General features: G+C 52.5%; 11 protein-coding genes. 4 read left to right on the top strand and 7 right to left on the bottom strand.

Features of this window, described 5'->3' with window-relative positions; translation table 11 throughout:
- Positions 1-53: 53 nt before the first annotated feature.
- Positions 54-440, top strand: a complete 387-nt coding sequence (gene gspI, locus AB4O11_RS20975; RefSeq protein WP_460128307.1) for a type II secretion system minor pseudopilin GspI — start codon at positions 54-56, stop codon at positions 438-440.
- Between the two features lie 318 nt (positions 441-758).
- Here gspI and AB4O11_RS20970 read toward each other — a convergent pair whose 3' ends face one another.
- Positions 759-1,217 carry a winged helix-turn-helix transcriptional regulator gene (locus AB4O11_RS20970; RefSeq protein ID WP_460128304.1) on the bottom strand — a complete coding sequence of 153 codons (459 nt, stop codon included), beginning with the start codon at positions 1,215-1,217 and terminating at the stop codon, positions 759-761.
- Between the two features lie 96 nt (positions 1,218-1,313).
- Here AB4O11_RS20970 and AB4O11_RS20965 point away from each other — a divergent pair, with 96 nt between their 5' ends.
- Positions 1,314-2,255, top strand: coding sequence for an aromatic alcohol reductase (locus AB4O11_RS20965; RefSeq protein ID WP_460128300.1), 942 nt, complete (start codon positions 1,314-1,316; stop codon positions 2,253-2,255).
- A 177-nt stretch (positions 2,256-2,432) separates the two neighbouring features.
- Here the strand turns inward: AB4O11_RS20965 and AB4O11_RS20960 are convergent, their stop codons facing one another.
- Positions 2,433-2,792 (bottom strand): DUF6124 family protein, encoded by a 360-nt coding sequence (locus tag AB4O11_RS20960; protein ID WP_460128297.1) that lies wholly within the window; start codon positions 2,790-2,792, stop codon positions 2,433-2,435.
- A 1,064-nt stretch (positions 2,793-3,856) separates the two neighbouring features.
- On the opposite strand from AB4O11_RS20960, the gene AB4O11_RS20955 reads away from it, so the two are divergent.
- A complete protein-coding gene (locus tag AB4O11_RS20955; protein WP_257358318.1) occupies positions 3,857-4,246 on the top strand; it encodes a hypothetical protein in 390 nt (129 codons plus the stop codon).
- A gap of 157 nt (positions 4,247-4,403) precedes the next feature.
- Here the strand turns inward: AB4O11_RS20955 and AB4O11_RS20950 are convergent, their stop codons facing one another.
- The 3 genes from AB4O11_RS20950 to AB4O11_RS20940 all read right to left on the bottom strand — a co-directional run bounded on the left by AB4O11_RS20950 (position 4,404) and on the right by AB4O11_RS20940 (position 7,104).
- Complete coding sequence (locus tag AB4O11_RS20950) at positions 4,404-4,763, bottom strand: DUF6124 family protein (RefSeq protein WP_460128294.1); 360 nt, start codon at positions 4,761-4,763, stop codon at positions 4,404-4,406.
- Positions 4,764-5,276: 513 nt separating this feature from the next.
- Entirely contained in the window at positions 5,277-5,990 is a 714-nt protein-coding gene (locus AB4O11_RS20945) for a putative phage abortive infection protein (RefSeq protein WP_460128291.1), read from the bottom strand.
- Between the two features lie 640 nt (positions 5,991-6,630).
- Positions 6,631-7,104: a hypothetical protein gene (locus tag AB4O11_RS20940; RefSeq protein WP_427119450.1), complete on the bottom strand. Its 474-nt coding sequence runs from the start codon at positions 7,102-7,104 to the stop codon at positions 6,631-6,633.
- 496 nt (positions 7,105-7,600) lie between these two features.
- On the opposite strand from AB4O11_RS20940, the gene AB4O11_RS20935 reads away from it, so the two are divergent.
- Entirely contained in the window at positions 7,601-8,593 is a 993-nt protein-coding gene (locus AB4O11_RS20935; protein WP_460128289.1) for a hypothetical protein, read from the top strand.
- A gap of 569 nt (positions 8,594-9,162) precedes the next feature.
- Here the strand turns inward: AB4O11_RS20935 and AB4O11_RS20930 are convergent.
- Positions 9,163-11,037 carry a UvrD-helicase domain-containing protein gene (locus AB4O11_RS20930; RefSeq protein WP_460128288.1) on the bottom strand — a complete coding sequence of 625 codons (1,875 nt, stop codon included), beginning with the start codon at positions 11,035-11,037 and terminating at the stop codon, positions 9,163-9,165.
- The gene (locus tag AB4O11_RS20925; RefSeq protein ID WP_427119446.1) at positions 11,034-13,343 is read right to left on the bottom strand and encodes an AAA family ATPase; all 2,310 of its coding nucleotides are present in this window, start codon (positions 13,341-13,343) and stop codon (positions 11,034-11,036) included. Before AB4O11_RS20925 ends, AB4O11_RS20930 begins: the two co-directional genes overlap by 4 nt.
- Positions 13,344-13,358 lie beyond the last annotated feature (15 nt).

The raw sequence follows: 13,358 nt of genomic DNA, 5'->3' as shown, positions 1-13,358 counted from the left end.
AATTGGTCACCTTGGTTGCTTACATTGCTGTTCTTTGTCTTTGAGATGAATTGATGCGTGTCAATCGCCGCGAGGCCGGTTTCACCCTGATTGAAGTGCTGGTGGCGCTGGCGATTATTGCCGTGGCGATGTCGGCGGCCGTGCGTGTGGCGGGGTTGATGACGCAGAGCAGTGGGGTTTTAAGGGATCGTTCGATTGCGCTACTGGCGGGACAAAGTCGTATGGCCGAGTTGCGGTTGGAGGGCCGATTGCCGCTGGGGATGAAAGCGATGGACTGTGATCAGGGGCGGTTGTTGTTGCGGTGTGAGCAAGTGATTGGTCCGGCGCAGAATGGGCGCTTGCTCAAGGTTGGGATTCAGGTGTTTGACCGAAATCAGGACGCGCCACCGTTGGCCCGGCTCGAGACCTTGCTGTCCCGAACGGAAAGCCCCTCACCCTAGCCCTCTCCCAAGGGAGAGGGAACCGATTCGGGGACATTCGAGAGCTACACCGACTTAAACGTCTTTCATTGAATCCAAAATGGCCAAGCTCACAAAGCCAAATCGAAGGCCTTTCACAAAAGCCATAACCGCCAAGGTCTTTCACCAAAGCCATAATCACCAAGGACTTCCAGGTCGATGTACCCCGCAAGACACCTCGGTCGGCCCCCTCTCCCCCCGGGAGAGGGCTGGGGTGAGGGCCGCTTCTGCTTGCACCCCCCCCAAACCCGGCAACAGACTGGCAACGTTCCAGGCAATGGCCTGAACCAAAGCAACCAATCAATCAGACCCATCCAAATCAACCAGCCCCACCACCGGAACCTGCCAAGCAGGCTTTTTCCCACTCTGACCATCAAACACCCGACGCGCCTCGCGAAAATCATCCACGTGCTGCACAACCCAAGTCCAAATCGGCGACATACGAACCAACAGCTCCATCCCCAACGCCGTCAGCTCGTACTCAACATGGGGCGGCACTTGATCCAACTCCCGCCGTATCAGCAGACCATCGCGTTCCAGTGCACGCAGCGTCTTGGTCAACATGCGCTGAGTCACGCCCGTCATTTGCCGTTTGATCTCGGCATGACGCATCGTGCCGTACACACCCAGGGCATGCAGGATACCCAGTGACCAGCGGCTACCGGCGTGAGCCAGGACTTCGCGCCGCACGCCATCATCGTCTCGTCTTAGCGTCTGGCAGATCGCTTCTGCCTGGCTAAGGGTTTCCTCATCGGTCATGTGTCCCCCTGGTATCACGCGTGTGCCTTCTTCTGAGCGCTGCGCAATCGTGCCAGCATCAACAAATCATACAGACGACGGATCTCAGGAGACATCATGACCGCAACGACCCACCCTTCCCCCCAATCCATTCTCGTACTCGGCGCCGGCGAACTCGGCCTGCCGGTGCTGCGCAATCTTGCGCGGGTAGCAAAACGCTCGCCCGGCAGCACCCTCAGCGTCCTGCTCAGGGATTCGACCATCAACACGCAAGCCCCCGAGAAAAAACTGGAAGTCGATGAACTGCGCAGTCTGGGCATCCAGCTAGTCGCTGCAGACCTGGTTAACGATTCCATCGATCAACTGGCCGAAGTGTTCGCAGCATTCGACACCGTCATAGGCTGCGCAGGCATGGTCGCGGGCCGTGAAACGCCGATGAAACTGGCCACAGCAGCGCTAAAGTCCGGCGTGAAGCGCTACTTCCCCTGGCAGTTTGGCGTCGATTTCGAAGTGATTGGCCGGGGCAGCCCGCAGGACTTGTTCGATGCGCAACTCGACGTGCGCGAGTTGCTCCGCGCCCAGGATAAAACCGAATGGGTGATCATCTCGACCGGCATGTTCACCAGTTTTCTGTTCGAGCCGGTCTTTGAAGTCGTCGATTTTGAGAGCGACACCGTCAACGCCTTGGGCAGCCTGGAAACCAGCGTGACGCTCACGACACCGGAGGACATCGGCAAGCTGACTGCGGACATCGTTTTCTTCGAACCGCGCTTTCGCAATGAGATCGTCTACCTGTCTGGCGACACGGTGACGTACGGGCAGGTGGCGAACCTGCTCGAGCGTGTGCTGGGGCGGCCGTTCAAGCGTAACGTCTGGACGGTTCCGTACCTGATGCAGGAACTGGAAAAAGACCCCACCCACCACATCAAAAAATACCGCGCCGTATTTGCCCAAGGCAGAGGCGTGTCGTGGCCGAAAGCGGGGACGTTCAACGAACAGCATTCGATTCAGGTCACTACGGCTGAACAATGGGCTCGGGACAACCTGGCAGTCGATTGACGCAAAGAAAGCCCCCCACTCGCAGGTACAGATACGCTCACATCGTCTCGACATTTATCGCGGCTGAAGAGCCAGCGCACTCCCACCTTGGAACACGCTCAAAGGTGGGAGCGAGCCCGCTCGCGAAAGCGCCAGAATGAACACCCGATCAATTACCAGGTGATCCCGACACCCGCATCAACCCGGCAATTGCAAATTATCGAGCGCCCGATTCACCGCCAACTCCCCCAGCATGATCAACTGCGCAATCCCCGCCAGCGCATGGCGCTGCGATGCCGGCAACAGGCTGGAGACGTTCTGGGCGATGGTTTTGGCCGAAGCGAGTGTTGCACTGGCATCGACCAGCAGTTCTTCTGTTTTGTTGTCCGCAGTGACGGCATACATCCCACGGCTTTTACGTGGCGGCGGCGTGGAACCGGGCGGACAGAGGTAATGGTCGAGCGCGCGGTCGGCGGCTTCGTGGAGTTTTTTGGAATCGATGGATTCGTAGGGGGAAACCGAGGCGGTTTCGGGCGGGTTGGGTGTTGGTTTGATCATGGTGAAGCTCCTTGATGACTGGAGCCGCCACCGTTCGCGGTCAAACAAACAGGGTGGCAGCTGTACGCGGGTTGACCGACCGGACATCAAGGAATCCGGCACACCAGAAGGTGTCCCACGCACAGCCACCGCGACATGATTTCAGACAATGCCTGAACACGTGCAGAACGCTGGCGCGCCTTGATATTGGGCGGACGGTCAAATCCGATCGCTGATTCGTCAGCGACCGCACCACAATAGAACCCGTCCCCAAGGCGCACAAGCCGGCGGATTCTGGCGTAGCTGTAGGCAATGGCGCAAGGATGTGTAGCCTGGGAGAGTGTTTGGAGATGTCTTTTTAAACGCTAGTGTTTATCGAGGCCTTATTGCGGCACCCAACCACTTAAACAAATCTGCCCCATTACCCGCAATTTTTCCCGCGCACAAAACGTATACCCAGTCGGGGCGTAAAGGCATTGCGAGCGACTCGACAGAAGCCACTCACCAACAGTCAATCAAAGGACTGTAGGAAATGTTGAGCGCAACTTTTGCCTCAGGCATTCTGTGCGACGCAAATGTACATGGACGGTAGATTTTTGGCGGTACTGTTAAATGAAACTAAAAATATTAGCCATCAGCCTTTTATGTTGCGTCAGTTTATTCTCAAGCGCAGCAGACGTTCCTATCAAAGAGGGAATGCCATTTTCGAAAGCCCGAAAAGCTTTGATCAAAAATGGCTGGAAGCCGAATCAGTCCTACTCAGGTGAGTTCGGGGTTGAAAACGTCATCCAAAGAAAAAGGCTTCAATGAAATCGAGTCTTGCACGGAGGGCGCCCGTTTCTGCAGCTTCAACTACATCAAGAACGGAGATTGTTTAGGTGTAGGAACTGTCGGCGAAGAAGTCAAAGACATGAAAATTTATTCCTGGAATTTCAAATGCCCTGAAAAGGATTGAAACCAGAAATCGACAACAAAGTGGGCGGCGCTTCCCGAAGGTCCAGGCAAGAAGAATCACTATCCTCCGCAACCTTACGCCGAGTATCCAGACTTTTTATCGACCTACAAATCTGCGGAGGAGCTGTCCAATGAAGGCCTCAACCCTCGTACTTGTCGCAGTTTATTGCATGGGTATCAGCGCAGCGTTTGCCGGTGGCTCACAGGCGTCACACGAAAAGCGCGGGCCAGCAGGCATTGTCGTCGGTGAGCGTTTGGCTGCGGCCAAGTCCAAGCTCGTCAAACAAGGATGGAAGCCGACGCGGATGCACACCACCGACGGTTATGAATACAGTGGTGTGGAAAAGGAGCTGGCTGCACACAAGTTCTTCGAACTGGACACCTGCTCGTTTGATAGCTCGCGCTGCATCTTGTACTACGCGAAGAAAGGAACTTGCCTACGCGTCGATACCCTCGGTGAGCAATTCAATGACATGACGGTGACGCGATGGACCCGCGAATGTCCTGAAGCGACTCAATAACCACACGAAGACGGCACAGTAATAATCAACTGCTCCCACAGGTGTCAGCGTCGTACACAACATCTGCAATCAGCATAAAACCCTGTGGGAGCGAGCTTGCTCGCGAAAGCGCCAGAGTGAACACCCGATCAATCACCAGGTGATCCCGACACCCGCATCACTCCGGCAACTGCAAATTATCCAACGCCCGATTCACCGCCAACTCCCCGAGCATGATCAACTGCGCAATCCCCGCCAGCGCATGGCGCTGCGATGCCGGCAACAGGCTGGAGACATTCTGGGCGATGGTTTTGGCCGAAGCGAGTGTTGCACTGGCATCGACCAGCAGTTCTTCGGTTTTGTTGTCCGCCGTCACGGCGTACATCCCACGGTTTTTACGTGGGGGTGGCGTGGAACCGGGCGGACAGAGGTAATGGTCGAGCGCGCGGTCGGCGGCTTCGTGGAGTTTTTTGGAATTGATGGATTCGTAGGGGGAAACCGAGGCGGTTTCGGGCGGGTTGGGTGTTGGTTTGATCATGAGTGAATCTCCAAATCATAGAAAAGGAGCCATCATCTTTCGCTACCAAACGAAGGGGTGGTGGCCATACGAAGGTTGGTAGACCGGTGACTTGGAGAACCGGCGCGCCCGAAGACGCCCTGCGCATGGCCACCATAAATACACAGCCCCAAAAAGGCCTGTATCGGTGACGCTATGCGCCAAGTCTAAGCCGGGCTACCAAACCCGATCGCTGATTCGTCAGCGACCGGACCACAATAGAATCCGACCCAAAAGCGCACAAGCCGGCGGATTCTGGCGTAGCTGTAGGCAAAGGCGCAAGGATGTGTAGCCTGAGAGAGTGTTTGGAGATGTCTTTTTAAACGTTGGTGTTTACCGAGGCCTTACTGCGGAAATCTCCCCTAAATAGGCCCATTCCCTTATTGGGCCAGCTGACTTGCGCGTGTTGAGCTACATTCACACACGATGGCTGCTGTCGGCCAAAAGCTGCCGCTTGAGTTCGCCTAAGAAAGCAGTGGCGATTCAACTTGAGATTTAAACTTTTGGCGAACTCACCGTGAAAGAATCATATATCGCCAATATTTCATCGCTGTTCCCATACGCAGCTCTGTTTAAAAACTTTACATCTCCTTCATCCAAAAGCATTCGCGGATCTAGATTATTAAATATTGCAAATTCATCAACATATTTTTTAAACTTGCATCCGCGCTCGCTTAAGCAGTTATAGAAAAGTACAACAAGTTCAAAATCTGACAAAAACGATCTAGCAACAACACCAAACTTCTTGCTTTCTCTATGCTCACTTTCTGACGCAAAGCGAAAGACCGAATATAGGCTTCTGAAATATAAGCTCAGATCACCTTGATGCCGAGACCACATCGCCTCATAGGCAATCACCATTCTAGTTTGGTGACTGGCTCCAGAGTTGGAATAGGACTCTCTAAGCTGCTTAACCCATGTTTTAAAGCAATCTCTACCCACCATGGTAACTCTGCCATTTCTTTTTAAATCAAAGCCCTGGACTACGTTATGCTGAAGCGTCAGCATATTATAAAACTGAGACTCAACCTGCTGACTTTTAATCTGCCTTTGAGTTTCAGAAAGATCTTTTCTTTGCCAAAACAATGTCAACAGAACACCCGAAAAAGCCAAGCCAGAAAAAAAAGCATTTAGCGTTCCAAAGCTATCACCAAACGTCCCCTCCCTAACAGACGCGGGCAATTTCTTGATTGGAATTTCCGAAGTCAAAAAAATCAAAAAACAAAAAATAAGCACCTAACACAAGCATAACAACGAAAATACTGAATAACCAATTCGACACAAATCCAACTACACAGTTAAAATATTTCAGAAGCATACGTAGTCACTCGTCAAAGACAGCCGTGAAACCTCTCATATTTTTATTGTATCTTCTACCATTTAATTTCGCCTATAACCTTCTAAAAAATACAGACCGATATAGGTTGCCTTCAACGAATCACGCCAGCCGGCGAAGCAGGCACCTGCTTTGGAGAGCGCCATGACCACATTCGCAGTGTTTGGCATGACCATTGGCATCGCCACCGCCGAAGCACGCAATAAAGACCGGCACCGGTAAGAAACTCAAGGCTCCAGGCGGCGTCGAGCCATTACCGGAGCCTGTGTGGCTTGAGATGGTTCGCAAGCGTTCGGAGAGGATCATAGGGTCTACAGTGTGTCAGCTCTGGCCATTGTTCGACGCGCCGCAGTACGCCGAGCGGTTCCTGGAGCTGGCTCGCAAGACTTTGCGCTGTCGTAATCTGAAGATCAGGGCAAAGGCGTTACTGACTGACGCCAAGGGAAAGCCAATCAAACCGAAAACCAACGCGCCAAAGGTTGATTTTTTCCGAGTGGCCACCGAAGCCCGCTATCAAAGCACATAGGACTGAACGGTCGTTGGACCGGACAGTGCCAGCGCACAGACCAAGCACATTTCAGCCGCGCGTTTCCGAAAGTTAGAGCTGGTGAAAATCGGTTTGCGCTGTTTTGTCATCTTCTTTTTTCCCATGACTGGCTGATTTTTCGGGGTTTCCCGAACATGTGTTTGTTTCTTATGCGGAGGGGTATCGACACCCTCTGACCGTGCAACTGCAGTTTTATTGACGCTGCCACTGATGTTTGGAACTACAGTGACGTTGTTGTCCCCAAAGAGGCTGAATGCTTCAACCCTAATCGAAGATGATACGCCTGCGACTGAAGGTGCTTGGTCTTGTCCACTCCTATGTGCTCTGCGGTTAAAAAAGGATACTCCGGTTAAAGGCGTTTCTAAACATAAACACGATGTATGTGTGAAAAAAACAACAACAATTTCGGCGGACGGATCACCTGGAAATTTCACGACCATCCGGCCACTGATTCCACGCACATTGGGCCACTCTCAACGCAGGCAGCGAAATTAGGGGACACACGATATCGCGACAGAAAATCCTGCCCTCCACACATAACGCTAACTTAACCCGATCCGACCCTGCCGTCATCGAGCCACTCCATACTCTGACAACCTTCAACTCATTCAACCCCACACGCCACTCAAGCCCGCGCTCAGCCCGATCAGAGCCATCCCATCGTTTTAGCGTTGCACCCATGATTGATTAGGCCTAGGCGCCCGCCTGCCCCTAAGCAAGCCTGTCCATGCCAAAAAAAAACAATGCGTTGTAGCAATTTCTAAGCATCCGCACGTACCGCCCACAAAGGGCGCTACCGGTACTATGCTTTACCTTTTTCTATTCGGCGATGTCAGCCATTAGTAAATACCGATCCGTACCTCGCACTTGGTATGTCACAAACTAGTGTGAGAAGCTCACAGACTTTAGTGGATTTCGATCAGCATGGGAGGCAGTGTGGCTCAGTTTCCAGTTTCCGAATTTGAAAAAATACCGTTTATCGATGCCAGTTCGCTTGATGGAAGAGTATTTACAAGTTTGACATTCCATCATGAAGGAAAATGGAGGATGTGGTTAGCTGTAGGTCCCAACTTGATGGAAATTCAGGGTTTTCCATCAGAAGCATCTTATTTTTCAAAGCAGCCTGAAGACCCTGCCGATCTTTATCTCCATTTTATTGATTTTATTGCTCAACATGCGTCATTTCCTGGAGTAATAAAGCCGCTTTTTGGACTAAAGGATGATATTTATAATCTTTGCGCCGTTATAGCAAAGCTTGAATATTTTAAAGGAGCTATGGCTGCGGTGGGGCATGGAATAAGCAGGATGATTGTAACGGAAATCGAGTATCTATTTTCTGTTTGCAGAAGTATCTTTGATCTTTTGCATGAGGTCAGTTGTTGTATCTGGGAGGTTACTCAGTTTCAAGATGGGGTAAAGCGGAAAAAACTTCCTAAACAGTTGACCAAGGTTATGAGGTTTAATGATGAGTACTCAAACGCACAAGAAATGAAAACACGTTTCTTAATGCCTGAGCCTTGGGCTCTATGGTATGAACGGCATATTAGCTTCTTCTCTTCTCTTCGGGAATTTCGAGATAATATCGTACATCATGGGTCTGCTGTTTCATCAGTGTTTGTCGATGAAAAGGGGTTTTCTGTATCTCGACATGATAAGCCCTTTGATAAAATGGATATTTGGACACCTGCGGAAATTTCCCCTAATGATGTGGTGCCGCTGGAGCCAGCTGTGTCTTATGTTGTGTGGAAAACTTTATCTGCATGTGAAGATTTTAGTAAAATGTTGCAACAGTGCATTCTATTTCCTAAGGCATTAGCTCCAGAAATGCATATGTATATGCGTGGAAATTTCACAAAGCAACTTCAGGCGAGTTTGATTGGTATTGGAAAAAAAATGGCAGATATGCATCAAGAATCAAAAGCAGATTGAGCAGGCAACCTAAATAACTAAAATTCTGGTTCTATCTATGGGACGGCTATGGTTGCCTCGAACGCTCCGGCCTGCTAAAGCGTCAGGCAGTAAATGCGAACATTCCCGTCTGGCAGTATCTTGAACGGAGTGGATCTTGGCTATATAGATATGGCGCATGAGAATTCAATGGACTGACGGCGCACGTAAATGCGTCTCTGGATCTGCGCAAACTTTGATGGGTGTGATGCATGTCCAAGCATTGGCGCAGTAGTCCGCTCCTGGCCAAAAGCGGCAGCTCACGGCCAAAAGCAGACGTTAGCGAACGCACGGTATCGCCCCAAACGGGTCGATCGCGGCGTCTATGAAAACCGAGGTTATTAATTGTGCCTTGATCGGTAGATCTAATAACTCGTCCTCTGGATTCCCTGTGAGCCGCTTTCCTGCTTGCATATGTGCGATGAAACAGTTCTTCGGAAAGGACGGCGCATTGGTGTTTGAGATCCGTTTGCATGACTCTTCAGTGGAGAAAGTACGTTAGTGACATAATGTGGGCCTGAGCGCCTGTGCCTGTCCCCTCAAGAGTTGCTTTAAAGCACTACGACCTCTTCGGCTGTCAACCAGCCAGCGTCAATGACTCTCTCCCTCGCAACCTCCGGCTGAGCGCTGTAGACCACGATGGCCAAGCTCTCCTCTGCGCGACTGCAGGTGACGTACAGAAGCCTTCGTGTGCGTGAAAGCGACGTGTCTTTACCCTCGCTCTCATTCTTCATATCTGTGGCGGAGGCAGGTGTAACACCTAGCAATTTCTCATAACTGAACAGAAAACCACCGGCTTCTTCGTCGTTCAGGATGACCATCACCCGGGGAAACTCTAGGCCTTTGACGCCCTGGTGGGTACCGTACGGCGAGAGGCCATTTGCGTATCCTGCGAAGGCTGCCATTTCTGAGTAACGACGCCCCAGGACAACCCGATAAGCATGGATTTCAAGCGCCTCACGATCGGACGTTTCTGGTGCTGGGTCTGCAGTGGCACCTTGATCCATTGCAGCAACGAGTCGATCAGGCAGCGCAAGCAAACCCGAACTCTGGAGGAGTTGAGCAACCTCTTCAATCAAGGGATTGTTATCTTTGAGCATCTCGCAGAGTGCATGGGTCGCCACTCCAACAGACTCCAGCAGCTCGAATTGATTGTTGCCAGCAGCCTCCAGGTACTTAGGATCAAGCAAAGGAGAGCGCAGCCGCACCGCCTCCATGAGCGTGAAATCATCCGAACGGGCTGCGGCGACGATTGGAGCGACCCCATCGAAGAAAACCTTGAGGATGGGTAGCGTACCGTCCATCAGCGCGGTATTCAGATGTGCAACGGCATAGAGCGGAGCGAACACGCCTTCAAACCCCATCCGACGGGCAGCCATCTTGTGCTCTAGGATCAGCGTCTTGCGGCCATCTTTGCCGGTGGCCCACTGAGCATCACCTGTGATCTCTTCCATTTGCTCAGCGATCTGGTCTTCCAAGCTGAAATCCTGCCCGGGCGCTTGCCGGGTGCAGAACATACGCACGGTACCTTGGGCAGCTTCCTGCGTTGGTATCTGCAGATGATCATCGGCACCGGCGCGGATATCATTGATCAATTTGACAACTCTAATCGGGCAACGGCGATTGATACGTTTTCCAGGCTTGGCCCAATCTGATGGTATCGCCTCATCAAGCCCTAGCTTCCCGTCGTTATAGATACGCTGCATCGTATCGCCGAGCAGTCCTAGGCAAAATCTCCCAGGAATCGCTGCCTGAGCTTTCAGAAATGCATCCATGAGCGCGCCATTCGTATCTTGGCTTTCATCGATGAGCAGCACCGGATGCCGATCCGCCATAACATCGAGTAAAGGCGGCTGGGGTAAAAACGCTGCAGCCATCTGGATGACTTCACTGTGGTTCAGCGATTGCCTACTTACGTTGTCTCCTGTCGGACTGTAGGTAAATTCAGGAATTTCATCCAGGACCGCCAAACGACGAGCTTTGCTATCCCGGCTCGACTGGTTAGCCTGGGACGTCTTGTTCACTGATCTTGCCCGACCGAGCCTGTCGTCCAATTCAGCAATGTCGCTCGCAAGCTTGATACGTAACCATTCACGAATATCGTCGTTGAAGCCCTTGATCATCTTCCAAGAGAAAGCATGAATGGTTGAAACCTCTACCAGCGGATCGTGCTCAAGGCGACGTGCGATTTCCTCACAGGCTGCGTTGGTGTACGTGATGATCGCTATTTGCCGCCCCTCAAACGTGAGGCGCTGACGCTCACGTTCCTTGAGTGATTTCACCGCTACGACGAGTGAGTGGGTCTTACCTGAGCCGGCACCGGCGTATAGGAAGAAACTGCGTGGCGTCTCCAGATTCAGGCATTCCTGGATAACGTCATCCGCAGTCAGCGTTACTTCATCGGCGACATCCTTTATGGCACTCATTCAGGAGTCACCTCAACACTGGCCGTCGGGATAATCAAGAGCTCCTTGCTCTTCTTCTGCAGCTTTTCCTCTAACCAGACGAGCCCTTCCCGGATGTACTCTGGAACAGCGACCTTGGCGAAGTCGGGATCTCCAAGCACCTGTAGCGCGAACTCCGCCTTGTCACCCGACCTGAGCGCATCGAACAAAGCCTTACCTAGGTCGTCTACAGTTGCAGAATCACGCAGCGCTTTGGCGAAGGCCTTGGTCAGACCCCGCCCCTGCTTCGTTGCAAAGTGCTGCACATTGCTCAGCACCAGACTGTCCTCAAACGTGTTGGGTAGCGCCTGGGCTTCACCTTCAGTCTTAGGCAGAACGATGTGGATGGGTGTCTGATACGCAATGCGGATCGCAAACAAGTGATCTATCTGCTGCGATTTTTGCTTCTCATCCAGATCCAGCAGGGTGTCGACATCGTGCCCTATTCCAAGGGCGCTCACCCAACTACGCAAGGTGGGGTTGTTGGTTTCTTGTTTGGCCTTGCGTTTGACGGGTACCGCTGTTTTCTTCAATCCGGCGTCCAAATCCGTGATGACCAGGGTCACAATTCCCAGCGCATCGACTAATGGCCTCAGGCGATGTGCGTGACTGCCTCCAATATCCAGGATGGTAATGTAGCAACGATCAAGGAACGGAAATTGACTGCGTAAAAAATGCGGCAACATCATTCTCTCCGCAGCGCCTTCAACCAAGATCACCGCGTCAGCGAAGAACAGATCGGCATGCTGCGCCCGCAAGTAACGAGTCACGAACTCCTTGGTTTGCCTGTGACGGTTTTTGTCGCCGAACACTGCGCTCAAGTTAGAAACGGTGGACACCGGGATGGGTACACCGGCCATTCCTGCGGGTAGCCTTCGGAAATACCGAAGGTTCGCATAATCCGTCTCGTGAGCGACATGGCTGGAGTGAGAGCTGACCACCAGCTGTGTTTTGAGCCTCGGGTATTTCTTGAGAAGCGGCTCATTACATAGGACGTGATAGGCGTGTTTGATGAATGCCTGCTGCACTTGGACATGAAGATGAGCCTCAGGCTCCTCAACCAGCACGAGGTGGATCGGCTCGATGCCTGCGTCGGACTGCTCCTCGGTATTTTTGTACTTCCTCAGCCACTCATCCCGAAATGCCATCAACTGGAAAATCATCGAGATCAGGTTCTGATAACCGAGGCCGTTGGATGTTTCGGGGAGGCGCATGGGAGGAGCGCCGGGTGCGCCTGCGACTGAATCCAACTCGAACAGCACCGCAGCTTCATGGTTCATGCCGTCCGTAGGAGAAAGCCGGGTTTCTACCCTGATTGCCGGGTCAGTAGTGTTCGGATAGCCCAGACCTGCCACCTCTATAAGGGCCGGAGCGAAACTGGAGGTTAGTCGGGAGTCGAATGCCGACTGTGCAGCTTGAATGGCTGTAAGCGCCTCCAAGTCCGAAATATCCGGGCTGTCACCAGGATCGAGATGCCGACTGTAGTAAGCACGCAACTGCTCAGTCAGTTTTTTCCCTGAACCACCTCGCCCCTCAGTGATGGACTCCTCGGCGCTATCACCGAAGCCGCGCTGCGCATTGATCTCGTGCACGCGTATGAGATCGGTCAGCGGATTACTCTCCAGCGGAAGTGCATTCGCAGACAGTGCTTGCAGGCTTGCGTGACGAGTCTTGGGATCCGGTTCGCAGAGCTGCGCCGGGTCGAGACGATACCAGCGTATGGTAAACATCGCCCCCAAGCGCCGGTTAAGGTAGTCATGCAGGCTTTGCGGCCAAAGTGACAGCGTGGGCGGGTTTTTTCCTTCCTCGGTCTTGCTCAAGATCTCCTGCAACAGCGTTTTGACCCGATTACGCTCTTTCCGGTAATCGGTGAAGAGTTTGGCCATGTCCTTGGGCTCAAGTCGAAAACGCATCCCGACGCAGCCACCTTTCCAGGCAAAATTGGGAATCAGATCCTTGATGTAGTGCAGCTCCCCTTTCGAGGCTTCCACCCATAAATCGAGAGTGGGTAACCAATGCGTCCACTGGTTTGCCGCTGGTATCTCGAAGGTTTCGTCAGCCTCTTCCCACTCGGCACCAATGTCATTAATGGTCGTGAGGTGAGCAAGCGTTAAATCCTGGAGGCGAAAAGCAGTCGCTTTCGAGAGCAGGAATTTACGCAACGCCAACATTGCGGAGGACTTACCACTGTTGTTGGCCCCGACCAACAGGGTAGTGGTGCTCGCCAGGTCGATTCGAACGGACAGGAGCTTGCGGAAATTCGCGATCTCCAAATACTGGATCTGCATAGCCTCTTCCTTGTA

The organism is Pseudomonas sp. H1_D05 (assembly GCF_054682705.1).
The sequence above is the reverse complement of the archived record's forward strand: the minus strand, read 5'-3'. Positions and strand labels throughout refer to the sequence as shown.